Annotated in this window: 24 protein-coding genes; 22 read left to right on the forward strand and 2 right to left on the reverse strand. The window is 71.1% G+C overall.

Going from position 1 to position 26,097, the window contains the following annotated elements:
• Positions 1-18 precede the first annotated feature (18 nt).
• The 20 genes from rpiB to VZQ01_RS34740 all read left to right on the forward strand — a co-directional run bounded on the left by rpiB (position 19) and on the right by VZQ01_RS34740 (position 17,943).
• Positions 19-462 carry a ribose 5-phosphate isomerase B gene (gene rpiB / locus VZQ01_RS34645; RefSeq protein WP_223745804.1) on the forward strand — a complete coding sequence of 148 codons (444 nt, stop codon included), beginning with the start codon at positions 19-21 and terminating at the stop codon, positions 460-462.
• Positions 463-500: 38 nt separating this feature from the next.
• The gene (gene glyA / locus VZQ01_RS34650) at positions 501-1,757 is read left to right on the forward strand and encodes a serine hydroxymethyltransferase (protein WP_267700316.1); all 1,257 of its coding nucleotides are present in this window, start codon (positions 501-503) and stop codon (positions 1,755-1,757) included.
• Between the two features lie 40 nt (positions 1,758-1,797).
• Positions 1,798-2,301, forward strand: a complete 504-nt coding sequence (gene nrdR, locus VZQ01_RS34655; RefSeq protein ID WP_223745806.1) for a transcriptional regulator NrdR — start codon at positions 1,798-1,800, stop codon at positions 2,299-2,301.
• 10 nt (positions 2,302-2,311) lie between these two features.
• Positions 2,312-3,475, forward strand: coding sequence for a bifunctional diaminohydroxyphosphoribosylaminopyrimidine deaminase/5-amino-6-(5-phosphoribosylamino)uracil reductase RibD (gene ribD, locus VZQ01_RS34660; protein ID WP_141327751.1), 1,164 nt, complete (start codon positions 2,312-2,314; stop codon positions 3,473-3,475).
• 108 nt (positions 3,476-3,583) lie between these two features.
• Positions 3,584-4,243 (forward strand): riboflavin synthase, encoded by a 660-nt coding sequence (locus VZQ01_RS34665; RefSeq protein WP_426745772.1) that lies wholly within the window; start codon positions 3,584-3,586, stop codon positions 4,241-4,243.
• A 40-nt stretch (positions 4,244-4,283) separates the two neighbouring features.
• Complete coding sequence (ribH, locus tag VZQ01_RS34670; protein WP_046714846.1) at positions 4,284-4,787, forward strand: 6,7-dimethyl-8-ribityllumazine synthase; 504 nt, start codon at positions 4,284-4,286, stop codon at positions 4,785-4,787.
• Positions 4,788-4,790: 3 nt separating this feature from the next.
• Entirely contained in the window at positions 4,791-5,222 is a 432-nt protein-coding gene (gene nusB / locus VZQ01_RS34675; protein WP_141327756.1) for a transcription antitermination factor NusB, read from the forward strand.
• 25 nt (positions 5,223-5,247) lie between these two features.
• Positions 5,248-5,739 (forward strand): M17 family peptidase N-terminal domain-containing protein, encoded by a 492-nt coding sequence (locus VZQ01_RS34680; protein ID WP_223745808.1) that lies wholly within the window; start codon positions 5,248-5,250, stop codon positions 5,737-5,739.
• A 59-nt stretch (positions 5,740-5,798) separates the two neighbouring features.
• On the forward strand, positions 5,799-6,173 hold the full coding sequence (locus VZQ01_RS34685) for a response regulator (RefSeq protein ID WP_046714844.1): 375 nt from the start codon (positions 5,799-5,801) through the stop codon (positions 6,171-6,173).
• Entirely contained in the window at positions 6,170-8,596 is a 2,427-nt protein-coding gene (locus tag VZQ01_RS34690; protein ID WP_426745773.1) for a chemotaxis protein CheA, read from the forward strand. Before VZQ01_RS34685 ends, VZQ01_RS34690 begins: the two co-directional genes overlap by 4 nt.
• 34 nt (positions 8,597-8,630) lie before the next feature.
• On the forward strand, positions 8,631-9,197 hold the full coding sequence (locus VZQ01_RS34695) for a chemotaxis protein CheW (protein ID WP_223745810.1): 567 nt from the start codon (positions 8,631-8,633) through the stop codon (positions 9,195-9,197).
• Positions 9,194-9,718, forward strand: coding sequence for a chemotaxis protein CheW (locus VZQ01_RS34700; protein ID WP_223745811.1), 525 nt, complete (start codon positions 9,194-9,196; stop codon positions 9,716-9,718). The genes VZQ01_RS34695 and VZQ01_RS34700 overlap by 4 nt, the downstream gene beginning before the upstream one ends.
• Before the next feature lie 18 nt (positions 9,719-9,736).
• The gene (locus tag VZQ01_RS34705; RefSeq protein ID WP_223745812.1) at positions 9,737-10,117 is read left to right on the forward strand and encodes a hypothetical protein; all 381 of its coding nucleotides are present in this window, start codon (positions 9,737-9,739) and stop codon (positions 10,115-10,117) included.
• A complete protein-coding gene (locus tag VZQ01_RS34710; protein ID WP_426745774.1) occupies positions 10,114-12,090 on the forward strand; it encodes a HEAT repeat domain-containing protein in 1,977 nt (658 codons plus the stop codon). The genes VZQ01_RS34705 and VZQ01_RS34710 overlap by 4 nt, the downstream gene beginning before the upstream one ends.
• Positions 12,091-12,105: 15 nt before the next feature.
• The gene (locus tag VZQ01_RS34715; RefSeq protein WP_228557003.1) at positions 12,106-12,987 is read left to right on the forward strand and encodes a CheR family methyltransferase; all 882 of its coding nucleotides are present in this window, start codon (positions 12,106-12,108) and stop codon (positions 12,985-12,987) included.
• Complete coding sequence (locus VZQ01_RS34720) at positions 12,984-14,021, forward strand: protein-glutamate methylesterase/protein-glutamine glutaminase (protein WP_223745815.1); 1,038 nt, start codon at positions 12,984-12,986, stop codon at positions 14,019-14,021. The genes VZQ01_RS34715 and VZQ01_RS34720 overlap by 4 nt, the downstream gene beginning before the upstream one ends.
• A gap of 46 nt (positions 14,022-14,067) precedes the next feature.
• Positions 14,068-14,448 carry a response regulator gene (locus VZQ01_RS34725; protein ID WP_223745816.1) on the forward strand — a complete coding sequence of 127 codons (381 nt, stop codon included), beginning with the start codon at positions 14,068-14,070 and terminating at the stop codon, positions 14,446-14,448.
• 16 nt (positions 14,449-14,464) lie between these two features.
• On the forward strand, positions 14,465-15,223 hold the full coding sequence (locus VZQ01_RS34730) for an ABC transporter ATP-binding protein (RefSeq protein ID WP_046714837.1): 759 nt from the start codon (positions 14,465-14,467) through the stop codon (positions 15,221-15,223).
• Complete coding sequence (locus tag VZQ01_RS34735) at positions 15,220-16,950, forward strand: putative ABC exporter domain-containing protein (protein ID WP_223745818.1); 1,731 nt, start codon at positions 15,220-15,222, stop codon at positions 16,948-16,950. The genes VZQ01_RS34730 and VZQ01_RS34735 overlap by 4 nt, the downstream gene beginning before the upstream one ends.
• A gap of 99 nt (positions 16,951-17,049) precedes the next feature.
• Entirely contained in the window at positions 17,050-17,943 is an 894-nt protein-coding gene (locus VZQ01_RS34740; RefSeq protein WP_426745775.1) for an NAD(P)-dependent oxidoreductase, read from the forward strand.
• A 90-nt stretch (positions 17,944-18,033) separates the two neighbouring features.
• Here VZQ01_RS34740 and VZQ01_RS34745 read toward each other — a convergent pair whose 3' ends face one another.
• Both VZQ01_RS34745 and VZQ01_RS34750 read right to left on the reverse strand, forming a co-directional pair.
• Positions 18,034-19,419, reverse strand: coding sequence for a RagB/SusD family nutrient uptake outer membrane protein (locus tag VZQ01_RS34745; RefSeq protein ID WP_223745820.1), 1,386 nt, complete (start codon positions 19,417-19,419; stop codon positions 18,034-18,036).
• Between the two features lie 3 nt (positions 19,420-19,422).
• Positions 19,423-22,425, reverse strand: coding sequence for a SusC/RagA family TonB-linked outer membrane protein (locus VZQ01_RS34750; RefSeq protein WP_426745776.1), 3,003 nt, complete (start codon positions 22,423-22,425; stop codon positions 19,423-19,425).
• A 548-nt stretch (positions 22,426-22,973) separates the two neighbouring features.
• On the opposite strand from VZQ01_RS34750, the gene leuS reads away from it, so the two are divergent.
• Both leuS and VZQ01_RS34760 read left to right on the forward strand, forming a co-directional pair.
• Positions 22,974-25,475 (forward strand): leucine--tRNA ligase, encoded by a 2,502-nt coding sequence (gene leuS / locus VZQ01_RS34755; RefSeq protein ID WP_426745777.1) that lies wholly within the window; start codon positions 22,974-22,976, stop codon positions 25,473-25,475.
• A 12-nt stretch (positions 25,476-25,487) separates the two neighbouring features.
• Positions 25,488-26,090, forward strand: coding sequence for a hypothetical protein (locus VZQ01_RS34760; protein WP_267700327.1), 603 nt, complete (start codon positions 25,488-25,490; stop codon positions 26,088-26,090).
• The last annotated feature ends 7 nt before the right edge of the window (positions 26,091-26,097 follow it).

Genomic DNA, 26,097 nt, shown 5'->3' on the forward strand with positions numbered 1-26,097 from the left:
GAAGCGAGGAGACCCCGCGTGAAAGTCATTCTCGCTTCGGACCACGCGGGCCTGGAGCTCCGCCAGGAGTTGGTGGCGGCGCTCCAGGAGCGGAAGGTGGCCCACGAGGACGTGGGGCCCTTCGCCCGGGACTCGGTGGACTACCCGGACTTCGCCGCGCGCGTGGCGAAGGCGGTGACGTCCGGCGAGGCCACGCTGGGCGTGCTGGTGTGTGGCACCGGCATCGGCATGAGCATCGTCGCCAACAAGCACAAGGGCGTGCGAGCGGCCCTGTGCACCACGGAGTTCGAGGCCCGGATGGCGCGGGCCCACAATGACGCCAACGTGCTGTGCCTGGGCCAGCGCGTGGTGGGTGCCGGCGTGGGCCGGGCCATCCTGGAGGCGTTCCTCGGCACGGCGTTCGAGGGCGGTCGCCACGAGCGCCGCGTGCAGAAGATTCGCGAGGCCGAGTCCCAGGGCTAGCGGCCTTCGCAGTACCCGTCGTCGTGAGGAGATCAGCCATGGAGAACACCCGCACTCTGGCCGAGGTGGACCCCGAGATTGCCCAGGCCGTGCGTCATGAGACCGAGCGCCAGGAGCAAGGCCTGGAGCTGATCGCCTCGGAGAACTTCGTCAGCCCCGCGGTGATGGAGGCGGTGGGCTCGGTGCTCACCAACAAGTACGCGGAGGGCTACCCCGGCAAGCGCTACTACGGCGGCTGCGAGGTGGTGGACGTGGTGGAGAACCTCGCCATCGACCGCGCGAAGCAGCTGTTCGGCGCGGACTTCGTCAACGTGCAGGCGCACTCGGGCAGCCAGGCGAACATGGGCGCGTACATGGCGCTGATGAAGCCCGGTGACACCATGCTGTCCCTGGACCTGAACTCCGGCGGCCACCTCACCCACGGCGCCACGTTCAACTTCTCCGGCAAGCTCTACAAGGTCGTCCACTACGGCCTGACGCGCGACACGGAGACCATCGACTTCGCCCAGGTGCGCCAGCTGGCCCTGGAGCACAAGCCGAAGGTCATCGTCGTGGGCGCCAGCGCCTACCCGCGCACGCTCGACTTCGCGAAGTTCCGGGAGATCGCCGACGAGGCGGGCGCCTCCATGATGGTGGACATGGCGCACATCGCGGGCCTGGTCGCCGCGGGCGTGCACCCCTCGCCGGTGCCCTTCGCGGACATCGTCACCACCACCACGCACAAGACGCTGCGCGGTCCGCGCGGCGGCCTGGTGATGGGCAAGGAGCCGTACGCGAAGTCCATCAACAGCCAGATCTTCCCCGGCATCCAGGGCGGCCCGCTGATGCACGTCATCGCCGGCAAGGCCGTGGCCCTGCGCGAGGCGCTGACGCCGGAGTACAAGGCGTACCAGAAGCAGATCGTCGCCAACGCGAGCGCTCTGGCGGAGGCGCTCCTGTCCGCGGGCCTGCGGCTGACGTCCGGCGGCACCGACAACCACCTGATGCTGGTGGACCTGCGGCCCAAGAAGCTGACGGGCAAGGTGGCCGAGGCGGTGCTCGACAAGGCGGGCATCACGGTGAACAAGAACATGATTCCGTTCGACCCGGAGAAGCCGATGGTGACCTCCGGTGTCCGGGTGGGCACGCCCGCCATCACCACGCGCGGCATGCGCGAGGCCCAGATGGCCACGGTGGGCAAGCTCATCGGCGCCGCGCTGGACGCGGCCCAGGACGACGCTGGGCTCGCGCGCATCCGCGGGCAGGTGAAGGAGCTGGCCCAGAGCTTCCCGCTGTACGCCTCGCGTCTGAAGTAGCCGCCGCTCGTTCGCCGACAGGAGCTTCTCTCCCGCCTCCATGCGTTGCCCGTTCTGCCAGGATGCCGAAAACAAGGTCATCGACTCGAGAGAGTCACACGAGGGCTCCGTCATCCGGCGGCGCCGCGAGTGTCTGGCCTGCAAGCGCCGCTTCACGACGTACGAGCGGGTGGAGGAGCTCTACCCGCTCATCGTGAAGAAGGACGGCCGGCGGGAGGCGTTCGACCGCGAGAAGATCGTCAGCGGCCTGAAGAAGGCCTGCGAGAAGCGCCCCGTCTCCGCCGACAAGCTGGAGGAGACGGTGGTGGCCATCGAGCGGCTCTTGCAGGGCATGGGCGAGAAGGAGATCAACTCGTCCGTCATCGGCGAGGAGGTCATGCGCCGGCTGCAGCAGATGGACGAGGTGGCCTATGTGCGCTTCGCCTCCGTGTACCGCAGCTTCCGCGACATCTCCGAGTTCATGCACGAGCTGAAGGACCTGCTCGAGGACCAGGAGCGCGAGCGCAAGGCGAAGCCGCCGCTCCTCCCGGGCCGGGGCAGTTGAAGGAGAACGGATGAGGCTGCTCACGCGGGCAAAGCTCGAAGCCACGAGGGCGCCCCGGGCGAAGCGGGCGGCGGACTTCGACCGCGCGGTGGCCGAGTTCTTCATGCGCATCGCGCTGGAGGAGGCCGCCAAGGGCCTGGGCCGCACCAGCCCCAACCCCGTGGTGGGCGCGGTGCTGGTGAAGGGCGGCCGCATCATCGCCCGCGGCTACCACAAGAAGGCGGGCACCGCGCACGCGGAGGTGGTGGCGCTGGAGGCCGCGGGCGCCAAGGCGCGGGGCGCGGACCTCTACTCCACGCTGGAGCCGTGCGACCACTACGGCCGCACGCCGCCGTGCAGCCTGGCCATCATCGAGGCGGGCGTGCGCCGCGTCTTCTGCGGCTCGGCGGACCCCAACCCCAAGGTGAGCGGCAAGGGCGTGGCGCGCATGCGCCGCGCGGGCGTGAAGGTCGTCACCGGCGTGCTCCAGGCGGAGGCCGACAAGCTCAACCGGCCCTTCTTCAAGCTCATCCGCACGGGCATGCCCTGGGTGACGCTCAAGGCCGCGGCCACGCTGGACGGCAAGCTGGCCACGGCCACGGGGGACTCGCGCTGGGTGACGGGGGAGAAGGCGCGCGAGTGGGTCCACCGGCTGCGCGACTCCGTGGACGTCATCCTGGTGGGCGCCAACACCGTGCGCCACGACGACCCCAAGCTCACCACGCGGCTGCCCGGCGGCGGGGGCAAGGACGCGCTGCGCGTGGTGGTGGACAGCCGGCTGCGCCTGTCGCCGCGCTACACCGTCTTCAACCAGAAGAGCTCCGCGCGCACCATCATCGCCACGCTGGAGGACCCCGAGGGCCGCAAGGCCCGGCGCTTCCTCGCCCAGGGCGTGGAGGTGTGGCAGGTGCGCCCCAAGGCGGACCGGGTGGACCTGAAGGCGCTCCTGCGCCGGCTCGCCCGCTCCGGCCACAACCACGTGCTCGTGGAGGGGGGCGCGGAGATGTACGGCTCCTTCCTGCGCGAGAAGCTGGCGGACGAGCTGGCGCTGTTCCTCGCGCCCAAGCTGCTCGGCCGCGAGGGCATGTCGTGGGCCGGGGACCTGGGCGTGAAGGAGATGGCCCAGGCGCTCGCGGTGAAGGACCTCACCTTCGAGCAGCACGGCCCGGACATCCTGCTCCAGGCGCTGCTCTAGGCACTTTCGGCGCCCATGAGCGGGGCGCATGGTGTCGGTGAATGACGGACACATCGGCGCGCCGGACGAGGGCGACCCGCGGGGCCGTTCGTTATAAGCCTGGGCATCATGTTCACCGGGCTCATTCAGGACATCGGCAGGGTGGAGCGCGTCATCCCGGGTGGGATGACGGACTTGTGGATTCGCACGGCGCTGGGGGCCTCGGGCTTCGCGCTGGGCGAGTCGATCGCCGTGGATGGCGCGTGCCTCACGGTGGTGGAGCTCTCCGGGGACACCTTCCGGGTGCAGGTGGCGCCGGAGTCGCTCAGGCGCACCACGCTGGACGGGGTGCGGCCCGGGGACCGGGTCAACCTGGAGCGGGCGCTGGCGCTGGGGGACCGGCTGGGCGGGCACCTGGTCTCCGGGCACGTGGACCAGGTCAGCTCGGTGCTGGAGACCTACCCGGAAGGCGGCTCGTGGGTGATGGTGTTCGGCCTGCCCGAGTCCCTGGCGCCGTACTTCATCGAGAAGGGCTCGGTGGCCATCGACGGCATCAGTCTGACGGTCAACAGCGTGGGCGCGGACCGCTTCGGGGTGCAGCTGATTCCGGAGACGCAGGAGCGCACCACCCTGCGGGCCAAGGCGGTGGGGGCCCGGGTCAACCTGGAGGCGGACCCGATTGGGAAGTACGTGGCCCGGCTGTTCTCGCTCCAGCGCGGGCAGGTGGGCGCTTCCCCGGGTGGGGTGACGGAGGCGACCGTCCGGGCGGCGGGCTTCGGCACGCCGTAGCAGGCGACGGCGGGGGCGCGGGTGGTGTAGGAAGCCCCGCATGCCTCGCTACATCGAAGGTGACTTCCTCCCCCCCAAGGGCCGCTTCGCCATCTGCGTTGCCCGCTTCAATGGCTTCATCACCGAGGAGCTGGCCAAGGGCGCCGTGGACACGCTGGTGCGCCACGGCGTGGCCGACGCGGACGTGGACGTGTACCGCTGCCCCGGCACGTACGAGCTGCCCGGGCTGGTGCGCCGCGTGACGGAGTCGCGTCAGTACGTGGGCGTCATCGCCCTGGGCGCCGTCATCCGCGGCGGCACGCCCCACTTCGACTACGTGGCCGGCGAGTGCGCCAAGGGCATCGGCGCGGTGGCCTTCAACGCGGCGGCGGCCAACCCCGCGACGTCCGTGACGTTCGGCGTGCTCACCACCGACACGGTGGAGCAGGCCATCGACCGGGCGGGCGTGAAGGCGGGCAACAAGGGCGCCGAGGCCACGCTGGCCTGCATCGAGATGGTGAACCTGTACGCGCGCATCCCCGCGCTCGACGCGAGGAAGGGGTAGTCCATGGGCGCGCGCAGAACGGGACGTGAGCGGGCGTTGCAGGCGCTCTACCAGCTGGAGATGGCGCCGGGGACGTCGGTGTACGAGGCGCTGGAGTCGGCGTGGACGGCCTCCGCCGAGGCCGAGGAGCAGAAGCGCGATCCGGACGCGGTGAAGTTCGCCCGCGAGCTGGTGGACGGCGTGCAGGGCCACCGCGCGGAGATCGACCGGCTCATCGAGTCGCACAGCCACAACTGGCGGTTGGACCGCATGTCCCGCATCGACCGCAACGTGCTGCGCGTGGGCATCTTCGAGCTGAAGTACCGTCCGGACATCCCCCGCAAGGTCACCATCAACGAGGCGGTGGAGCTGGGGAAGAACTTCGGGACGGAGGAGTCCAGCGCGTTCGTCAACGGCCTGTTGGACCGGGTGGCGGTGGCGCTCAAGAAGGACTGAAGTCCCGAGCCGAGGAGCAACCGCGGTGAGCCAGACGACGACGCACGACATCGGGATGGAGGGGCTGGACTCGCTGACCGGCGTGGACGCCCTGTGCCTGTTCGTGGCCGAGGATGATCGCCCGTTGCCGGCCACCGCGGGCTACGTGGACTGGCGCCTGTGCGGTGCGTTGTCGCGGGTGCTCAAGGGCGGCTTCTTCTCCGGCGTGAAGGACGACTGGCTCCTGTTGCCCGCGGACGGGAAGCTGGAGGTGCCGCGCATCTTCGTCGTGGGCCTGGGGGCCCGGAAGGCGCTGGACGCCGAAAGGCTCCACGAGGCGCTGGCCGAGGCGGGCAAGGTGCTCAGCCGGGCCAAGGTGGCGTCGGTGGCGCTGGAAATCCCCGGCGGCGGTTCGTTGGATGACGCGGCGCGGGCGGAGGCCTTCCAGAAGGGCTTCTTGCCGGCGTTCAAGGGCGGACGGGTGGCCCTCCTGACGGACAAGGCGCTCGTCCGACTCCTACCAGGCAGGAAGGGCTGAAGCTCGGCGACCGGGCAGGCCTTCTGTTAGCATCGGGGGACCGTCCGGGGCGTGCACGCATGCGTGTCAAGGTGTTGATTGTCGAGGACTCCAAGGCGTCGCGCGAATACATCGCGTCGACGGTGGAGGCGGTGGAGGGCATCGAGGCCGTCGTCACCTCCAGCGGCTTCGAGGCGCTGAAGCTGCTGCCGCGTCACCGCTTCGACCTCATCATCACCGACATCAACATGCCCGACATCAACGGGCTGGAGCTCATCAACTTCGTCAAGAAGAACCCCAACTACCGCGACGTGCCGCTCTTCATCATCACCACGGAGGGGCGGGAGCAGGACCGCGAGCGGGGCATGGCGTTGGGGGCGGCGGAGTACCTGGTCAAGCCGTTCCAGCCCGGCAGCCTCGAGGGGCTCTTGCGCCGGTACCTGAAGCTGCCGTGAGTCCCCCGAGCAAGGCCCTGGCCGAGTTCGTGGCCGAGGCGACCGAGATTCTCGAGGCGCTCGGCAAGGACCTGCTGGTGCTGGACGAGCGGCGCGGCCAGGAGGCGGACCCGGAGCGGGTCAACGGCATCTTCCGCGCGGCGCACTCGCTCAAGGGCCTGGCGGGGCTGTTCGGGCAGGAGCGCATCTCCCGGCTGGCGCACGGGACGGAGGACCTGCTCGACCGGCTGCGGCTGGGCAGGCTGCTGTTGGACGACGCGGTGCTCGACACGCTGATTGAAGCGCTGGATGCGTTCCAGTCGCTGTTGGCGGAGACGGCGCGGGGGTTGGAGACGGAGGGGCTGAGCCGGCGCGTGGAGGGCATGGCGGAGCGGTTGATCCGCCTGGGCGAGGTGCCCGTCGCTCGGGACGAGGACCCGCTGGAGCGGCTGGAACTGGAAGCGCAGGTGCGCTCGGTCTTCACGGAGTACGAGGAGCATCGGCTCCGGGAGAACGTGCGGCGGGGCGTGGCGCTGTGGCGCGTGCGCGCGGCGTTCGACCTGTCGGACTTCGACAAGGGGCTGGCGGACCTGAACACGCGGCTCAAGCCGCTGGGTGAGGTCATCAGCACGCTGCCGTCCGCGCGGCCGGGTGGGGCGCATGGCATCGCGTTCGACCTCATCTTCGGCACGCACGTGTCGGTGACGGAGCTGGAGTCTGGATTGAGTGGGACGCCCGCGGAGCTGGCGCCCCTCAACGTGAGGCCCGTGGGGGTGCCCGCGACGGCCCACTCGGCGGAGGTGCTGGCCAGGGTGGTCGAGCCGCCCGCCATCGTCGTGGAGCCGCCGGGCACGCGTCCCGAGGGGGCGCCGCCCGTGGCGAAGCGCGGTGGGAAGAAGCGCGGCGCGAAGGGGATGACGGAAGGGCGACAGCCGTCACTGCCGCTCACGGAGCAAGGGCCTGGGGCGGCGCGGGGTGACGGCGGGCGTGAGAACGCGGGCTCGCCCCCGATGGGGAAGGGGGGCGTGAATCCAACCTCGGGTCCTGCAAGTGTGGGGCTGGGTGGCGTGACGTTGCTGCAGGGCGTCGCGGCCACCACCGGGCCGTCGCTCGTGACGTACCTCCAGGGCCCCGGAGGCCGCGCTCCCGTGCGCGCGGTATCGACCTCCGCCGAAGCCCCGACCTCTGCACCTCCGACGACCGTGGCCTCCACCACGCCGGAGCCGTCGCTGCGCTCGTTGACGCAGACGGTGCGCGTCGACATCGGCAAGCTGGATGGCCTCATCAACATGGTGGGCGAGCTGCTGCTCATCAAGGCGAACCTCCAGCGGCTCGCCGAGTCCGCGCGGCAGGACGGCGTGGTGCCCCTGTCGAAGCTGTTCGGTCAGGAGCTGGCGCGCGAGACGCGGGGCCTGGAGCGCAAGCTGGAGGCCCTCCAGGAGGGCCTGCTCGAGGCACGCATGGTCCCCGTGGGCCAGGTGTTCGACAAGCTGGCCCGGCTGGTGCGTCGCATCACCCGCGAGGCGGGCAAGGAGATCGACTTCGTCATCGGCGGCGGCGAGGTGGAGCTCGACAAGCTCATCGTCGAGGAGCTGAGCGACCCGCTCATGCACCTCATCCGCAACGCCATCGACCACGGCGTCGAGTCACCGGACGCGCGACTGGCCGCGGGCAAGTCCCGCCGCGCGGTGGTGGCGCTGCGCGCCGTGCAGAAGGGCAACCACGTCGTCATCGAGGTGAGCGACGACGGCGCGGGCATCGACGAGCTGCGCGTGCGCGAGGTGGCGCTGACGCGGGGCCTCATCACCTTCGCGCAGGCCGAGGAGATGGGCCGCCGCGAGCTGCTCAACCTCATCTTCCTTCCGGGCTTCTCCACCGCGCGCAGCGTGTCCGAGCTGTCCGGCCGAGGCGTGGGCCTGGACGTGGTGAAGAACAACCTGGGCAACCTCTCCGGCATCATCGACGTGTGGAGCGAGCGCGGGAAGGGCACCGCCTTCCACCTGACGCTGCCCGTCACGCTGGCCATCATCCGCGCGCTGGTCGTGGGCGTGAGCGCGCGCACGTACGCGGTTCCCCTCAACAGCGTGCTCGAAATCCTCTCCGTGCAGCCCCGCGAGATTCGCACCGTGGAGCGGCGCGAGGTGCTGGACCTGCGCGGACAGACGCTCCCCTTCGTGCGCCTGTCGCGCCTGTTCGGTCTGCCAGAGCGGCCGGTGAGTCGCTACTTCGTGGTGGTGGTGGGGCTCGCCCAGGAGCGGCTGGGCATCGCCGTGGACGAACTGCACGGGCAGCAGGACATCGTCACCAAGCCCCTGGGCGGCCGGCTGCAATCGGTCCGGGGCATCTCCGGCGCCACGGACCTGGGAAACCGGACTCCCGTGCTGGTGCTGGATGTCGGCGCGCTGCTGGAAGACGGGCTGGCCCTGGAGCGAAGGCGGGCCTGACGTCCGGCGCGGCCGGCTGCTATCCTCGCGAGCCGTGTCCCGGTTCGCCGAACTGCTCGACGACTTCTTCTTCCGTCCGGACGAGGACGTCAGCGGGCTGCAGGACTTCGCCGCCGGCAGCGACGGCGTGGCCTCCGTCACGCCCGAGGAGGTCCCCGAGGAGTACCTCGCCTTCCGCCTGGAGGGAGAGTGCTACGCGGTGCCCATCCGCGCGGTGCGCGAGATCGCCAAGGTGCCGCCGCTGACGGAGATTCCCAGGGCCGAGCCCCAGCTGCTGGGCGTGCTGAACCTGCGCGGCGAGCTGCTGCCCGCGTACGATATCAAGGTGCGCCTGGGCCTCGCGGAACGCGCGCCGCTGGTCGCCGGCCCCGACGCGCCCGTGCCGCCGCGAGACGCACGCATCCTCGTGCTGCGCACGCAGACGGGGCCCGCGGGTGTGTGGGTGGACAGCGTCAGCGGCGTGGTGAAGCTCAAGCCCTCCATGTTGGAGCCGCCACCGCCGAGCCTCCGAATCGGGGACCGGGACTGCGTGGTGGCCATCGGCCGACGTGGACCCTCGCTGTTCATCCTCCTGGACCCCGAACAGGCGCTGGCGTCATGAAGGACTCCGTCAACCTGCTGGCGCATCATCCTTCCGGTGTGCCCGAGGCGCCCGCGGGACACCCGGACTCGCCAGTGCAGCTGTGCGCCTTCTTCGTCGGCGAGGACGAATACGCGCTCGACATCCAGCGCGTGGAGGAGGTGCTCCCGCTCCAGCGCGTGACACCCATCCCCCACGCGCCGTCGTTCGTCGAAGGCGTGCTGCACCTGCGCGGCGTCATCCTGCCGGTGGTGGACCTGCGCAAGAGATTGCAGGGGCAGCCCTCGGTGGAGTCGCGCAAGGCGCGCCTCTTGGTCTGCAGGCTGGGCGCGCGGCGGGTGGCGGTGAAGGTGGAGCGCGTGGCGGAGGTGCTGCGCGCGCGTCGGGGTGATATCAAGCCCGCGCCCGCGTTGAGGGTGGCGGGGCGCTCGCCCTTCGTCGTGGGGGTGTGCGGTCCACCGGACCGGTTGCGACTGTTGCTGGACTTGAAGGCGCTGTTGCGCGCGGAGCTGGAGCGCGAGGCGGTTCGTCCGGCGCGATGACACGTGAAGGGAAGGGCCATGCCTCGCAGTGACCTGGACAACCACCGCCGCATCCTCGGCATCAGCTTCCTGGTGGTGAACGGCTTGACGGTGCTGGTGGGCGTCGGCGCGATGCTCTTCTTCACGGTCATGGGGCTGGGCATCATCAGCGACACCGCTTCGGCCAAGGACCGCGCCGACTTCTGGTGGTTCGGCGGCGGCGTGAGCGTCTGTGTCCTGGTGTACTGCCTGCCGGGGCTCTTCACGGGCATCGGCTTGTTGAAGCGGCGCGCGTGGTCGCGGGTGCTGGCGCTGGTGCTGGGAATCCTGAACCTGGCGAACTTCCCGCTGGGCACGTGCCTGGGCATCTACGCCCTCTGGTTCTACGCGCAGGAAGGGTCCGACCGGGTCTTCGAATGAGCCACCTGCCCGTCTTCCCCGCGGAGGAGGAGCGCTACCGCGCGCTCCAGGAGCTGGACCCGCGAGCAGAGGGCATCCTCGACGTGCTCGTCACCGGCCTGCACGACGAGAGCTGGCGCGTGCGGCACGCGGCGGCGACGGGCCTGCAGCGGCTGACGCCCCCCGAGCAGGTGGCCTCCCGGCTCGTCGCCGTGCTGGGCGAGCGCGGGGAGACGGGCGCGCGCAACGCCGCGGCGGAGGCCCTCTCCGGCCTGGGCCCGGCCGCGCTCGCGCCGCTGGTGAAGCTCTTGGGCCACGTGGACCCGGACCAGCGCAAGTTCGCCGCGGACATCCTCGGGCAACTGGGGCTCGGCACCGCGGAGCTGCCGCTCGTCCAGGCCCTGGAGGACCCGGACCTGAACGTGCGCGTGGCGGTGTCGGAAGCGCTGGGGCGCGTGGGCGGGGAGCACGCGGCGCGCGCGTTGTCGCGGCTGCTCGGTGACGCGGAGCCGCTGCTGCGCCTGTCCTCGCTGGAGGGCCTGGCGCTCCTGCGTCGCCCTCCGCCCCTGCCCGTGGTGGTGGCGCTGCTGGACGACGCGAAGCTGCGACGCAGCGCCTTCCGCGTGCTGGGGCTCATCCCCCAGGTGGCCGCCACGGAGCGGCTGTGTCAGGGCCTGTCGTCGGACGCGCGCTCGATTCGCGAGGCAGCCCTGGCGGCGCTGGGCACGCAGGCCTCGCTGGTGGAGGCGTCGCGTCGCTGTGAGCTGGAGGCCGTCATCGTCGCGGCGCTCCGGCGCCTGCCGGACGCGGTGTCGCGGCTGGAGCAGGCGATGGAGGCGGAGGACGTGGCGGTGCGCTCGGGCGCGCTGCTCGCGGTGGCGGCGCTGGGCGAGGCCTCGCTCGCGGTGCGGGTGGCGGAGGTCGCCCGCGAGGACCGGCTGCTGCGGGATGTGCTGGGCACGCTGGGGCGGCTGGGCTCCGAAGGTGGCCGGCTCCTGCTCGCGGCGATGGCGGACCTGTCCGCGCCGGCGAGGGCCGCGGCGGCCGAGGCGCTGGTGGACCTGGTGGACCCCGGCTCCGTCACGCCGCTGTGCGCGCTGCTGGAGTGGGCGGAGGATGACCTGCGCGGGGTGGTGGTGCGGGCGTTGGGGCGGACCCGCTCACCGGAGGCGGCCAGCCCGCTGGTGGATCTGCTGCGGGACCCGGTGACGGCGGGCGCGGCGACGCGGGCCCTGGGCGCGCTCGCGGGGAGCTGCCGGGCGGCGGTGCTGTCGGCGCTGGAGGAGGCGGTGGCGCGTCGGGCCACCCCCGTGGCGGTGACGGCGCTGGGCCGCGTGGGAGGCGCGCCCGCGCTGCCGTCGCTGCGTGCGCTCGCGCGCGATGTCGACCCGCGCTGGCGAGCCGCGGCGGTGGAGGTGGCCGGAGAGGTGGACGGCGGCGTCGGTCGGGAGCTGGCGCGCGCGGCGCTCGCGGACGAGGCCTCTCCCGTGCGGGCGGCGGGAGCGCGCGCCATGGGACGGTTGGGAGGCGCGGAGGCGGGCGCGCTGCTGCGCTCCGCGCTCCAGGACGAGGACGCCTCCGTGAGGCGGGCCGCGGTGGAGGCGGTGGGGGAGAGCGGCGCGGTGGACCGCGCGCCGGAGCTGGAGCGACTGGTGCGTCATCCGGACGGCGCGTTGGCGGTGGCCGCGGTGCGGGCGCTGTCGAGGCTGGGCCGGGTGGAGGCGAAGGTGCTGCGGGAGGCGTCTGGGCATTCCGACGAGGAGGTGGTGAAGGCGGTGTTGTCCGCGGGTGCGGTGTCGCGGGAGGGCGTGACTCTGGCGGTATCCTTGCTGGAGCATCCCCACTGGGATGTGCGCGCGGCGGCGGCGCGAGTGCTGGGAGACTCGGGAGGGCCGGAGTGTCTGGAGCCGGCCCGTCGGGTGCTGGAGACGGAGCCGGACGCGCTGGCTCGACAGGCACTGGCGGACGCGGTGGAGCGCTTGTCGCGGCGCTGAGCGGGGGGACTCGGGGTGGCTCGCTTCGACGACAGTCGGCCGGAGATGACCGCGGAGGAGTTCCGGCTCCTGCGCGACCACGTGTACTCGCACTGCGGCATCCTCGTGCACGAGGACATGAAGTTCGTGATGGAGCGGCGGCTGTGGCCGCGCCTGGAGACGCTGGGCGTCCCGGACTTCAGCGCCTACCACCGCTACCTGCGCTACGACGCCAACCGGCACGCGGAGCTGGAGGCCGCCGTCGAGTCGCTCACCACGCACGAGACGTACTTCTTCCGCGAGCCCTCGCAGCTCAAGGCCTTCCGGGAGGAGCTGCTGCCCGTGCTCGAGAAGCGCAACGCGCGCACGAAGCGGCTGCGCCTGTGGTCCGCGGGGTGCTCCTCCGGTGAGGAGGCGTACACGCTGGCGATGCTCCTCAAGGACGAGCCCCGCTTCGAGGGCTGGGACGTGGAGGTGTACGGCTCCGACATCTCCCGGCGCGTGCTGACGATGGCGCGGCGCGCGGAGTACGGCCCGTCCGCGCTGCGCGCCACGTCCGCGGACCTGCTGGAGCGCTTCTTCGTCCCCGCGGGCAACACCAAGGTGCGCGTGCGCGACGATGTCCGCGCCATGGTGTCCTTCGGCCACCACAACCTTCTGGACGAGGCCGGCAGCCAGCTGGTGATGAAGATGGACGCGGTGTTCTGCCGCAACGTGATGATCTACTTCGACCAGTCCGCGCGCAGGAAGGTGCTGCGAATCCTGCGCGACAGGCTGGTGCCCGGGGGCTACCTGCTCCTGGGGCACTCCGAGAACCTGCTCAACCTGGGCGCCGACTTCGAGCTGGTGCACCTGCGCGGAGACCTGGTGTACCGCAGGCCCGAGCTGCCGGGGCTCGCGGGCGGTGAGGTCCGATGAGCGAGCGGGGCACGGTCTCGGTGCTCGTCATCGATGACTCCGCGCACAACCGGCACACGCTCACCACGCTGCTGGAGTCCGCGCCGGACGTGCGCGTGCTGGACCGCGCGGCCGACGGCGAGGAGGGCCTCAAGAAGGTCCTGGAGCTCAAGCCGGACGTGGTGACGTTGGATTTGGAGATGCCGAAGCTGGGTGGCTACACGTTCCTGCGGCTGCTCATGCGCACGGCGCCCACGCCCGTCATCGTCATCTCCAGCTACGCGCACCGCTCGGACGTCTTCAAGGCGCTGGAGCTGGGCGCGTTCGACTTCATCGCCAAGCCCGCGCGCGGCACGCCCGAGGAGCTGGAGGGGCTGCGCGTGGAGCTGCTCGACAAGGTGCGCGCGGCCCTGCACGTGCGGCCGGGACAGCGCCACGTGTCGCCCGGCGCGCGGGCGCTGGCGGTGGCGGGCGAGCTGCCCCTGGTGGTGGCCATCGGCGCGTCCACGGGAGGCCCTCCCGCAGTGCAGCGCGTGCTGGAGGGCCTGGCCGCGGAGCCGACGCCGTGCGTGCTGGTGAGCCAGCACATGCCCGCGCAGTTCACCCGGGCCTTCGCGGACCGGCTGGACAGGATTGGCCCCTTCACCGTGACGGAGGCGAGCGAGGGGGACGTGGTGCAACCCGGACACGTGTACATCGCGCCCGGAGGCCGGCACCTGGTGGTGGTGGACCGGGGGACGCGTCTGGAGCTGCACACGCCCCCGCCGACGCCCGTGGACAAGTACGCGCCGAGCGTGGATCGGCTCTTCACCAGCGTGGCTCAGGTGCTGGGCCCGCGCGCGCTGGCGGTGGTGTTGACGGGCATGGGGGCGGACGGGGCGCTGGGCGCGCGCGAGGTGCAGCGCGCGGGGGGCGAGGTCTGGGCGGAGTCGGAGGAGACCGCGGTGGTGTACGGCATGCCGGGCGAGGCGGTGGCGGCTGGGGCGGTGAAGCGGGTGCTGCGACTGGGGGAAATCGGACCCGCGCTCGCCTCGCTGGCCCGTCGTCGACGGTGAGATGGCCGGGCGGGGCGACGGGGTCGGGTGTTAGTGTGCGCGGGCCATGACGCAGCAGATTCGAGCCCTCGTCGTCGACGACTCGCAGGCGATGCGACGCAGCATCATGTACGCGTTGCAGCGCATCAGCGGGATGGTCTGCACCGAGGCGCAGGACGGCGCCGAGGGGCTCAAGAAGCTGACCCAGGGCCGCTTCGACCTGGTGCTCACGGACATCAACATGCCGTTGATGGACGGGCTGAAGCTCATCCACCACATCCGTCAGGCCACGGACCATCGCGGCGTGCCCATCGTCGTCATCACGACGGAAGGCGCGGCGGCGGACCGGGAGCGGGCGCTGGCGCTGGGCGCCAGTGCGTACCTGGTGAAGCCCGTGCAGGCCAAGGTGGTGATGGACACCGTCAGGGACCTGCTGAAGCTGGCCTGAGGCGAGGGGCGTGCGAATGGACTTCGTCCTGCGGGTGGCGGGCCTGGAGAAGCGCTACGGCGCGGTGACGGCGGTGCAGGGCCTGCACTTCAACGTGGCGCCCGGCGAGGTGCTGGGCCTGGTGGGCCCCAACGGCGCGGGCAAGACGTCCACGCTGCGCTGCCTCGCCGGCATCCTCCCGCCCTCGGCGGGCAAGGTCATCGTGGCGGGGTATGATTTGGGCAAGGACGCGGTGGAGGCCAAGCGCGAGCTGGCCTTCCTGCCCGACGAGCCGCGCTTCTTCGACTACCTCACGGTGTGGGAGCACCTGAACTTCACGGCGCGGCTCTACGGCGTGGAGGACTGGGAGGCGCGGGGCCGCGCGCTCCTGGAGGAGATGGAGCTGACGGGCAAGGAGAAGGCGCTGCCCGGCGAGCTGTCGCGCGGCATGAAGCAGAAGCTGTCCATCGCCTGCGGCTTCCTGCACTCGCCCCGGCTCATCCTGCTCGACGAGCCGCTCACGGGCCTGGACCCCATCGGCATCCGGCGCATGAAGGACTCGCTGCGTCGGCGCGCGGAGGAGGGCGCGGCGCTGGTGTTGTCCTCGCACCTGTTGCCCCTGGTGGAGGAGCTGTGCCACCGGCTGCTGGTGATTGCCGGAGGGCGGGCCATGGCGCTCGGCAGCCTGGAGGAGATTCGCGCGCGGCTGAGTGGACCGGACGCGGGCAGCGCGTCGCTCGAGGACCTCTTCGTGCGCATCACCAGCGGCGCGGGCTCGGAGATGCCCAGGCCGTGAGCTTCCCGGGCGCGGTGCTCTTCCTCTGGCTTGCGTCCACGCGCAACCGCCTGCGGCTCCAGGTGCTGCGGCTGCGCAAGCCCCGCTACCTCGTGGGCGCGGCGGTGGGCCTGTTCTACATCTACTCGCTCTTCCTGCGCCGGCTGGACTTCACGGGACCGGTGGCCGCGGTGCCTCCGGGCGTGAGGCTGTTCGCGGAGCTGTCGCTGGTGGGCTCGGTGCTCGTCACGCTGTTCTCCGCGTGGGCGCTGGGGCCGGACCGGCCCTCGCTGACCTTCACGGAGACGGAGGTGGTGCAGCTGTTCCCCGCGCCCGTCACCCGGCGCTCGCTGTTGCACTACAAGCTCGCCCGAGGCGCGATGGGCGCGGCGGTGGGCGCGCTGTTCGCCACGCTGTTCGTCGGCCGGGTGGTGAGCCCCGAGCCCGCGCTCTTCTTCGCCGGGGCCTTCCTGTCGCTCGGCACGCTGTACCTGCACGGCATCGCGGCGTCCTTCATGCGCACGCGCTGGGCTGCGAGGGGACGGCGGGGACAGGTGGAGCGCTGGGTGGGCGTGGGGCTGGTGCTCGCCGCGGTGGTGATGGGGGTGTTCTCCACGCTGGAGACGTACCCGTTCCCCAGGACGGTGGGGACGCCGGGGGCGCTGCGCCACTGGGTGGAGGCGGTGGTGGCCTCGCCGGGGCTGAGCGCGGTGCTGTGGCCCGGCAGGCTCCTGGTGGCGCCGTCGCTGGCGCGCGACACCTCGGCCTTCTGGAGCGCGCTGCCGCCCGTGGTGGTGCTGGCCGTGGCGCACTACGTCTGGGTGCGATTGGCGGAGGTGCCCTTCGAGGAGACGGCGGTGACGCAGGCCGAGGCGCGCGTGCGTGAGCAGTCCCAGCGCCTGTCCGGGACGCTCGTGCGCAAGGGCGGGCTGGGGGCTCGCAAGGCGCCCTTCCGGCTGTCGGCGCGGGGGCGTCCCGAGGTGGCGCTCATCTGGAAGAACCTCATCACCCGCAAGCGGATGGCGGGCGGGGTGTGGACGGTGATGGCGCCGCTGCTGCTCGCCGCCGTCATCGTGTCGGTGATGGGCGAGTCGAACGTGTTCACCGACACGCGCCGCGTGGTGGGGCCCATGGCCACGCTGCTGGCGGTGATGATGACGGTGGTGGGGCCGAGCGCGTTCCGCATGGACCTGCGAATGGACCTGCCGAAGCTGGACCTCTTGCGCGCGCTGCCGCTCGCGGGCTGGCAGGTGGTGGGCGCGGAGCTGGCGGCGTCGGCGCTGGTGGTCAGCAGCCTGCAGCTGGGGCTGCTCGCGGTGGGCCTCGTCTGTGGCCCGGGCGCCGAGGACGACTGGCTCATGACGTACTGGTGGCCCGGGGGACTGGCGCTGGCGGCGCTGTTGCCCTCGGTGGCGCTGGCGGGGCTGTTCGTCCAGAACGGCGCGGTGGTGTTGTTCCCCGCGTGGGTTCCGGCGGACCGGGTGGGCAGCGCGCGCGGCATCGAGGCCCTGGGCCAGCGCCTGCTGACGCTGGTGGGCTCGCTGGTGGTGTCCCTGCTGGGGCTGGTGCCCGCGGCGCTGGTGGGCTCGCTGGTGGCCTTCGTGGCCTGGAGCTCGCTGGACCTCTGGGCGCTGCCGCTGGCGGGGCTGGCGGCGGCGGCCGTGCTGCTGACGGAGGTGGGGCTGGGCGTGCTCTGGCTGGGCCGCGCTTTCGAACACCTGGACGTCTCCGAGGACCGGCCGGAGTAGGCCCGAGCGTCGGCTCCTGGACTCGCGCCCGGAAAGAGGTGGCGGGCACCGGGCCCGGGCGCGCAGGAAGTCCGCGGACCGAACCGACGGGAGCGCGACATGAAGGTGGGATTCGTGGGACTGGGCAACATGGGGCTGCCCATGGCGAAGAGCCTGCTTGGCGCCGGGCATGTGCTGACGGTGTGGAACCGCTCACCGGCGCGAGGCGAGCCCCTGGTGAAGCAGGGCGCGCGCATGGCGTCGAGTCCCGCGGACGCGGCCCGGGGCGCCGACGTGGTGTTCAGCATGCTCGCGGACGACGTGGCGGCGGAGGCCGTGTCCTTGGGCGCCCAGGGCATCATCGAGGGGCTGGGCAAGGGCGCGGTGCACGTCTCCTCGAGCACCATCTCCGTGGCGCTCTCCCAGCGCCTGACGGACGCGCACGCCAGCGCGGGGCAGGGCTACGTGGCGGCGCCCGTGTTCGGCCGCCCCGAGGCCGCCGAGGCGAAGCAGCTGTGGGTGGTGGCCGCGGGCGCGCAGGTGGACGTGGAGCGCGTCAAGCCGCTGCTGGAGTCGCTGGGCCGGGGCCTCACGGTGCTGGGCGAGCACGCGTCCATGGCCAACGTGGTGAAGCTGTCGGGCAACTTCCTCATCGCGTCGATGCTGGAGGCGCTCGCGGAGGCGTTCGCCTTCACGCGCAAGTCCGGCGTCGAGCCCCGACAGTTCCTGGAGGTGTTCCAGTCCGTCTTCGCAAGCTCGCCCATCTTCGCCAACTACGCCCGCGCCATCGCGGAGGAGCGGTACTCGCCGGCGGGCTTCGCCCTGCGGCTGGGGCTCAAGGACGTGGGGCTGGTGCTGGAGGCGGCGCGCGCGGCGGAGGTGCCCATGCCGCTGGCCAGCCTCGTGAGGGACCAGTACCTGGGCGGCGTGGCCCAGGGACATGGAGACCTGGACTGGTCCGCGCTGGGAGCGCTCGTCGCGGAGCGCGCGGGGCTGGGCAGGCCTCCTCGCTGAAATGAAACGCCCCGGGCGAGCGACGATGCGCGCACCCGGGGCTGTGACGACGGGGGCTCCAGGCGTTGGCGCTGGAGCCCCGGAGGACGGCTACTGCCGTCCGTTGACCTCGGCGACGGGGATGGGGAAGAACGCGTGCGGCGGGACGTTGGGGTCCAGGTTGCGCGGCAGCTCGTCCAGCTTCCCGTAGCGGCGCATGTCGATCCACCGGTGGCCGCCCTCGAACATCAGCGAGTAGCGCTTCTGCTTGAGCAGCTCGTCCACGGCGTTCTCCGCGGTGATGTCCGTGCGCGCCGGCAGGCGGCCTGAGCGGGTGCGGATGTAGTTGAGGTCATCCGCGGCGGCGCCAATCTGGCCCATGCCGATGTTGGCCTCGGCGCGCAGGAGGATGAGCTCCTCGTTGCGGATGATGGGCACGGGCGCGTCCGCGGACGTGTACAGCGTGAAGCGCAGGTCCGTCGTCAGCTTGCCGTCCGCGGCGCTGACGGGGGCGTTGAGCTTGACCGTCTTGCGCGTCACGCGGTCATCCACCGGGCCACCCGCGCCCGCGGTCTCCGCGTCCGTCGCGATGGACGGGTGGGCGAAGACGGTGGTGGACAACAGGCCGTTGTCCGCGTCGCCGGAGGCCGCGCGGAAGACGTGGTAGACGCCGACGTTGAGCGAGGCGAGGGCCGCGGCCTTCGCGCCGTCATCGGCCGGGACGTTGGCGGTGATGAAGGACTGGCTCAGCGCCGTGAGCGCGTCCTCGTTGCGGCCCATGTACACGGCCACGCGCGCGCGGACGGCGCGGTTGAACGTGCGGAACGTCGCCGGCGTGTCGAAGCCGTTGAAGCCCGTGCTCAGCCGGAACGAGAAGCTGTCCCCGGCGTTGTCCAGGTGGCCCGCGGCCGTGTCGAGCAGCCCGGCGATGTGGGCGAACACCGCGTCCTTGCCCTCGATGGGGGCCAGGTCCGCGCCCAGCGGGCGGTCCACGTCGATGGGCGCGCCCTGGGTGTCACGCGTGTTGATGACCACCAGGAAGTCGAGCGCCTGCATCGTCTTCGCGAAGCCGCGCACGCCCTCCTTCTGCGCGTCCGACAGGCCCGCCACCTTCTCCAGCGCGGCCAGCAGGGTGTTGGCGTTGCGGATGTTGGCGTAGGGCGCCGTCCAGTAGTTGCCGCCGAAGGCCGCGGCGCCCGGGTCCATGACGGGGCCGAGCATCTCGTCGATGGCGCGCGGGTCCGCGGGGTCGAACACGTACGCCTCGCGGCCGATGACGCCCAGCTGCGCGACGTAGCCGTTCGGCGCCGACACGCCCGCGCGGTGGCCCAGCAGCAGGCCCGTGGACGCGCTGTTGACGCCGGAGACGGTGGGGTTGTCGCGGAAATCATCCAGGCTGGGGTTGTTGAGGTCGCCGATGTCCAGGCTGCCGCAGCCGCCCAGGCCCACCGCCGCGCACAACGCCAACAGGGTCTTCTTCGTCTGGTACATGTTCATGGCTTAGAACCCGACGTCGAGCGACGTCCAGAAGCTGCGGCTGGGAGGGAACGGGGCGACGTCGATGTTGCGCGCGATGGCCTGGTTGCCGAAGTTGCTCACCTCGGGGTCCAGACCCGAGTAGCCCGTGAACACCAGGAGGTTGCGGCCGCTGAGGCTCAGCCGCGCGTTCTGGAGCTTCGGGATGGCGGACACCCAGCTCTTGGGCAGGTTGTAGCTGAGCGTCACCTCGCGCAGCTTCAGGAACGTCGCGTCCTCGATGTAGATGGTCGCGTTGCCCCGGCGGTTCGCCACGCGCTCACGGCCCGCCGTCTCGAAGTCCGCGGAGGTGCCCGCGCTGTCATACAGGTAGCGGGTCAGGTTGATGATGTCGCTGCCCTGCTGCCAGTGCCACAGGAAGGACAGCGTCACGTCCGCGTAGCGCAGCGTGTTGGCGAAGCCCATGGTGAAGGTGGGCTCCGTGTCGCCAATCTTGCGGACGATGGGGTTGCCGTTCGCGTCGCGGCCCACGTTGCCGACGATCTGCGTGGCGGACGCGCCCTCCTCGATGAAGAACGCGCCCAGCGAGTTGCCGAAGCCGCCCGCCTGGAAGGGCGCCACCGGCAGGTTCGTCACCTTGCTGCGGTTGAGCGCGAAGGTCGCGGAGCTGGTCCACTCGAGCGGGCCGCTCAGCGGCGTCACCTGCACCATGGCCTCGATGCCGCGGTTGCGCAGCGAGCCGCCGTTGACGAACTGGGTGGTGAAGCCCGTGGAGGTGGGCAGCGCGCGGCGCAGCAGCATGTCGCTGATGCCACGCTGGTACACGGACAGCTCCAGCGTCAGGTCGCCGCCGAACAGCAGCGCGTCGACACCGGCCTCGATTTCACGCTGGCGCTCCGGACGGATGTTCGGGTCGCCCGCCACGCCCGTGCCGATGAGGCCCGGGGTTCCCTGCACGTTGTTCAGCGCGCTCATGCCGCTGAACTTCATGCCGTACTGGGGCAGGTTGCCCGTCTCGCCGTAGGCCGCGCGGACCTTCAGCTCGTTCATGAACGCCGGCAGCGTGGGGATGCGGTACGCGGCCGCCAGCTTGGGGAAGAAGAACAGCTTGTTGGGGTTGCCGTTGACGCTGGACTGCTCGCCACGCACGGCGCCCACCAGGGTCAGCCGCTCCTCGAGCAGGAGCACCTCCTCCTGCAGGTAGTAGCCGCGGTCCCTCACGTGGTTGGCGTCGTCGCGCACGCCAATCACGGTGCCGTTGTCCACGCCGGGCTGGCCGGCGTTGAGGTTCTCGCTGATGACGTAGGTGGAGTCGATGCGGCGCTCCTCGAGCTGCACACCGACGGACGTGGTGGCGCTGAGGAACTTGGAGGCCGGCTTGTAGCTGTGCACCAGGTTGAGGCCGCCGTTGAGGTTGCGCACCTGGCTGGTGCCGAACAGCGACGTGCCCGGGAAGGTGTCGTCCACCGGCTCGAAGTTGAGCTCGGGCGGGAACAGCAGCCGGTTCTCCTGCTGGAAGCGGTCCACGCCCGCGTTGGCCAGCACGCGCAGGTGGTGCTCGTCCGTCTTCATCAGGTGCACGGTGGCGTCACCGGACCCGATGAAGCGCCACACGTCCTCGTCGTTCTTCACCAGCGCGGCCGTCTGCAGCGGGTTGGCGCCGTTGCCGAGGAACGGGTTGGTGGGGTACACGCCGGCCGCGTCCGGGTCCATGTTCAGGAACTCGGGCACGTTGGGCAGCACCATGTAGTTGGTGATGGTCTGGTTGTCGTTGTTCGTCAGACCGCGCTGACCCAGCGTGTGGATGAGGTTGGTGGCGACGTTCACCTCCACCACCTCGCCGATCGTCTGACCCAGGTTGAGGCGGAACGACTCCTTCTCGTACCCGGTGTTCTTGATGATGCCCTCGTCGTTGCGGAGCATCGCGGACGCGAAGTAGCGCGTGTTGCCGCTGGCGCCGCTCACGCTGGCGAGCGTCTCCGTGGACAGGTCCCGCCGGCCGCTCAGCTTGGCCTCGTGGTCATACCGGTTGCCGGTCCAGTAGTTGGCGGCCTCCGGACCGAAGGTCTCCACGGCCTCTTCCACCGTCTCGAAGCGGCGGGTGCCCAGCTTGTTGGCCAGCGTGTACATGCCCACGCGCTGGGTGAGCTCCACCTTGGGCTCGCCGGCGCGGCCGCGCTTGGTGTTGATGATGACGACGCCGTTGGCGGCCTTGGAGCCGTAGATGGCGGCGGCGGACGCGCCCTTGAGGACCTCGATGCTCTCGATGTCGTTGGGGTTGATGTCCGCGATGCGGTTGACCTGGTTGTCCTGGGTGGGGTTCGGGTTGGAGCCGCCCACCGAGTCGGTCACCACGTACACGCCCGAGGCGATGGCCACGTCGCTGACGAGCACGCCGTCGATGACGTAGAGGGGCGCGGTGGAGCCGTTGATGGTGGACACGCCGCGCAGGCGCATCTGGATGCCGCCGCCCGGGGCGCCGGAGTTCTGCTGGATGTTGGCGCCGGCGATCTTGCCCTGGAGGGCCTGGTCCACCGTCTGCGCGGGCGCGCGGTTCATCTCCTCCGCGCTGACGGAGGCCACGGAGTTGGCCAGGTGCTTGCGCGCCAGCTCGGAGGCGCGGCCCACGACGACCATCTCCTCGGAGAAGACGTTGTCGAGCGCCACGTTCACGTTGTCCTGCGTGGCGCCGACGCGCACCTCACGCTCGCCGTAGTCCTGGCTGGAGAACAGCAGCGTGGTGGCCCCCGGCGGGACGTTGGGCAGCGAGAACGTGCCGTCCAGCTCCGTCTCCACGCCCTGGGTGGTGCCCTTGATGATGACGCGCACCAGCGGCAGGCCCTCGTTCGTCAGCCGGTCCGCGACGCGTCCCTTCACCGTGCGGCCCAAGGAGGGCGCGGGCGCCGCGGCGGGCGAGGGGGAGGCTGGAGTGGTGGCGGCCGGAGCCTGAGCGGGTGCCGGGGTCGCCGGAGCCTGCGCCGCGGGAGCCTGCGGCTCGGGAGCCGGAGTGGTGGCCTCCTGCGCCATGGTTTCCAACGAGAAGAGTGCGATCACGCACCCCGGAATCAACGCTCTCTTAAGCGTCATTCGGATCTTTCCTCGCAACGGTGGGAACGGCCCCCCCTGCAGGTGCCGTGGGCGCGAATCGTCGGTGGGTGAACTGAACCAAGTCAATGGTAAGACTTGTTTTTCAAGAATGTTGGCCAAATCCATCCAAACGGAAATATTCCGATCTCGTATCGAGAGCTGACTGACGCGAAGCGCGATGGACCGGCGCCACGAGGGGCGCGGTGTCCCTACCCGAGGGGGGACGTCGTGGATCTCCGCAAGGTCGACGTGGTGGGGAGGGTGGAGGCGTCACCGCAGCAGCCCCCGCAGGGCGGCGCTGTAGCGGGCTGTGTTGGCGCGGTGCATCCGTGCCTGCGGCCGCCCGGTTCCATGCGCGCGGCGGGCACAGAACGGCCGGGCCGGGGGTTCTCTCGGGTCAGCCGGAGAAAGCGGGCTCCGTCGGCCAGGAGTGGCCGGCGAGATTGGTTGCCCCCAGGGCCGGCCCTCCCATAAGAGGCGCAGCGGATATGGCGATGAACGAGCGTTACGAGCCGCAGGCGATTGAAGGTAAGTGGCAGGCCCGTTGGGACGAGGCCGGCATCTTCCGGGCGGGCAAGCGTCCGGGCGCACCGAAGAAGTACGTGCTCGAGATGCTGCCGTACCCCAGTGGCAAGATGCACATGGGACACGTGCGCAACTACCTCATCGGGGATGTGTACGCGCGCTACTTCCTGATGCGCGGCTACGACGTGCTGCACCCCATGGGCTGGGACGCGTTCGGCCTGCCGGCGGAGAACGCGGCCATCAAGGACGGCGTGCACCCGGCCATCCGCACCCAGGAGAACATCGTCTCCTTCAAGGCGGAGATGAAGAGCCTGGGCTACAGCTACGACTGGTCCCGCGAGGTGAACACCAGCCAGCCGGAGTACTACCGCTGGAACCAGTGGTTCTTCATCAAGATGCTGGAGAAGGGGCTCGTCTATCGCCGCTTCAGCAAGGTGAACTGGTGTACCGGCTGCCACACCGTCATCGCCAACGAGCAGGTGAAGGACGGCGTGTGCGAGCGCTGCTCCTCGCCCGTGGTGGACCGCGAGATGCCCGAGTGGGCCTTCCGCATCACCGCCTTCTCCCAGGATTTGTTGGACGCGCTGGACACGCTCAAGGAGTGGCCGGACCGCATCACGTCCATGCAGCGCAACTGGATTGGGCGCTCGGATGGCGCGGAGGCGGACTTCCGCGTCCAGGGGCATGACGCCTCCATCCGCGTGTTCACCACGCGCGTGGACACCCTCTACGGCTGCACCTACGTGGTGCTGGCGCCGGACCACAAGCTGGTGGCCCAGGTGACGACGCCCGAGCGCCGCGCGGACGTGGACGCCTTCGTGAAGAAGATGGCGGCCCAGTCCAAGACGGAGCGCACGGGCGAGGACACGGAGAAGGAGGGCGTCTTCACGGGCGCCCACGCCCTCAACCCGTTCACCGGCCAGCCGGTGCCCGTGTGGATCGCCAACTTCGTGTTGAGCGACTACGGCACCGGCGCGGTGATGAGCGTGCCCGCGCACGACGAGCGCGACTTCGCCTTCGCGCGCAAGTACAGCCTGCCCGTGAAGGTCGTCATCCAGCCGGCCTCGGGCGACCCGCTGCCCGCGGGCGACGCGCTGGAGGCGGCGTACACCGAGTACGGCGTGCTGGTGGACTCCGGTGAGTACAGCGGGAAGACGTCCGAGGCGGCGCGTCAGGAGATGGCGCGCAAGCTGGAGTCGGAGGGCAAGGGCCGCGCGACGGTGACGTACCGCCAGAAGGACTGGGGCTTCAGCCGCCAGCGCTACTGGGGCACGCCCATCCCCATCGTCTACTGCGAGAAGTGCGACCCGCAGCGCCACGGCATCCCCGTGCCCGAGTCGCAGCTGCCCGTGAAGCTGCCCGAAATCGACGTGCAGGAGGTGCTCACCGGCAAGGGCGAGCCCCCGCTGGCCAAGGTCGCCTCGTGGGTGAACACCACCTGCCCGAAGTGCGGTGGCCCCGCCCGCCGCGAGGCGGAGACGATGGACACCTTCGTCGACTCCTGCTGGTACTTCGCGCGCTACCTGTCTCCGCACTACGACGCCGCGCCGTTCGACCCGAAGGAGGCCCAGCGCTTCCTGCCCGTGGACATCTACGTGGGCGGGCCCGAGCACGCGGTGATGCACCTGTTGTACTTCCGGTTCTGGACCCGGGTGATGAAGCTCTTGGGCTTGAGCCCGGTGGACGAGCCCGTCACGCGGCTGATCACCCAGGGCATCGTCAACGGTCCGGACAAGCGCAAGATGTCCAAGCGCTGGGGCAACGTCGTCGCGCCGGCCTCCATCATCGAGAAGTACGGCGCGGATACGGCGCGCGCGTACGTGGCGTTCGCCGGCCCGCCGGAGCGTGACTTCGACTGGTCCGACGCCCAGGTGGAGGGCGTGTTCCGCTTCCTGAAGCGCGTCTGGGTGCTGGCCTCCACGCACCAGGCCGCCGTGGCGGGCGCCACGCACGCGGGCCCCTTCGAGGGCAAGGCGCTGGAGATCCGCCGCGCGGCGCACAAGGGCCTGAAGCGGGTGGGGGAGGCCATCGAGCGGCTGTCCTTCAACACCGCCATCGCGGGCATCATGGAGTGCCTCAACGCGCTCTCCGACGCGGGCACGCCGGAGACGCCCGCGGAGAAGGCGGCCATGGCGGAGGCGGTGCGCCTGTTGTCGATGATGCTCACGCCCTTCGCGCCGCACATCGCGGATGAAATCGCGGAGGCCTACGGCAGCGCGCAGCTCACCGTCTCGCAGACGTGGCCCGAGTTCGACCCGGCCCTGGTGGTGGATGACGTCATCCCCTACGCGGTGCAGGTGAACGGCAAGCTGCGCGCGGAGATCCAGGTGCCCGCGGACGCGGGCGAGGCGGACGTGCGCGCGGCGGCCGAGGCGGACGAGCGGGTGAAGTCCGCCATCACCGGCAAGACGCTGCGCAAGTTCGTCTTCGTGCCCAAGCGGCTGGTGAACTTCGTCGTCGGCTGAGCGGGGAGTCGGGTGCCCACCGAGGTCCTCGTCATGTGCACCGCGTGCGGTCGGCCCCAGGCGGCCGGCGGCGCGCGGTGCATCGCGTGTGGCGCGCCCCTGCCGGACGCGCCGCTGCCGGCCCCACCGCCGGCGGACGTGCCGCCTCCCGCTCCTCCCGGGCCGTTCCTGACGGCGGACCTGGGGGGAGGCCGCCAGCTCGTCGGCGAGGCGGGGCGGCTCTCCTATCGCATGGCGGATGGGGTGGCGCCCCGGGGGGTGGAGCTGGTCCACCTGCGCGCGCTGACGCTCGAGACGCGGCCGTTCCTGGAGGCGCTGATGCTCTGCGGCTTCGGTGCGCTGGGGGCCGTGGCCTCGGTGCTCGTGCTCAAGCTCGTCGCCTTCGGACTGACGGCGCTGGGCGTGCTGCTGGCGGCCGTGTGCCGCGTGCACACGCTGGTGCTGGAGACGTCCACCGGGGGCACGACGCGCTGGTCCCTGGGGCTCGCGCGGCGGGGCTCGGAGCGGGACGCGCGGCTGCTCCAGGCCTGGCGCACGCTGGCGGGCGCGGTGAAGGCGCGGGGCGTGGTGGTGACGGACGCGGACGGGCGCCCGGTGGACGGGCCTCACGCTTGACGCAAGG

This window comes from Myxococcus faecalis, assembly GCF_050039385.1.
GTDB lineage: Bacteria > Myxococcota > Myxococcia > Myxococcales > Myxococcaceae > Myxococcus > Myxococcus fulvus.

What these genes read in the sequence shown, in the direction of transcription:
- glyA (WP_267700316.1), top strand. Translation starts at nt 501, where the DNA reads ATGGAGAACACCCGCACTCTGGCCGAGGTGGACCCCGAGATTGCCCAG.
- nrdR (WP_223745806.1), top strand. Translation starts at nt 1,798, where the DNA reads ATGCGTTGCCCGTTCTGCCAGGATGCCGAAAACAAGGTCATCGACTCG.
- ribD (WP_141327751.1), top strand. Translation starts at nt 2,312, where the DNA reads ATGAGGCTGCTCACGCGGGCAAAGCTCGAAGCCACGAGGGCGCCCCGG.
- VZQ01_RS34665 (WP_426745772.1), top strand. Translation starts at nt 3,584, where the DNA reads ATGTTCACCGGGCTCATTCAGGACATCGGCAGGGTGGAGCGCGTCATC.
- ribH (WP_046714846.1), top strand. Translation starts at nt 4,284, where the DNA reads ATGCCTCGCTACATCGAAGGTGACTTCCTCCCCCCCAAGGGCCGCTTC.
- nusB (WP_141327756.1), top strand. Translation starts at nt 4,791, where the DNA reads ATGGGCGCGCGCAGAACGGGACGTGAGCGGGCGTTGCAGGCGCTCTAC.
- VZQ01_RS34685 (WP_046714844.1), top strand. Translation starts at nt 5,799, where the DNA reads ATGCGTGTCAAGGTGTTGATTGTCGAGGACTCCAAGGCGTCGCGCGAA.
- VZQ01_RS34700 (WP_223745811.1), top strand. Translation starts at nt 9,194, where the DNA reads ATGAAGGACTCCGTCAACCTGCTGGCGCATCATCCTTCCGGTGTGCCC.
- VZQ01_RS34705 (WP_223745812.1), top strand. Translation starts at nt 9,737, where the DNA reads ATGCCTCGCAGTGACCTGGACAACCACCGCCGCATCCTCGGCATCAGC.
- VZQ01_RS34710 (WP_426745774.1), top strand. Translation starts at nt 10,114, where the DNA reads ATGAGCCACCTGCCCGTCTTCCCCGCGGAGGAGGAGCGCTACCGCGCG.
- VZQ01_RS34720 (WP_223745815.1), top strand. Translation starts at nt 12,984, where the DNA reads ATGAGCGAGCGGGGCACGGTCTCGGTGCTCGTCATCGATGACTCCGCG.
- VZQ01_RS34725 (WP_223745816.1), top strand. Translation starts at nt 14,068, where the DNA reads ATGACGCAGCAGATTCGAGCCCTCGTCGTCGACGACTCGCAGGCGATG.
- VZQ01_RS34730 (WP_046714837.1), top strand. Translation starts at nt 14,465, where the DNA reads ATGGACTTCGTCCTGCGGGTGGCGGGCCTGGAGAAGCGCTACGGCGCG.
- VZQ01_RS34740 (WP_426745775.1), top strand. Translation starts at nt 17,050, where the DNA reads ATGAAGGTGGGATTCGTGGGACTGGGCAACATGGGGCTGCCCATGGCG.
- VZQ01_RS34745 (WP_223745820.1), bottom strand. Translation starts at nt 19,419, where the DNA reads ATGAACATGTACCAGACGAAGAAGACCCTGTTGGCGTTGTGCGCGGCG.
- VZQ01_RS34750 (WP_426745776.1), bottom strand. Translation starts at nt 22,425, where the DNA reads ATGGCGCAGGAGGCCACCACTCCGGCTCCCGAGCCGCAGGCTCCCGCG.
- leuS (WP_426745777.1), top strand. Translation starts at nt 22,974, where the DNA reads ATGGCGATGAACGAGCGTTACGAGCCGCAGGCGATTGAAGGTAAGTGG.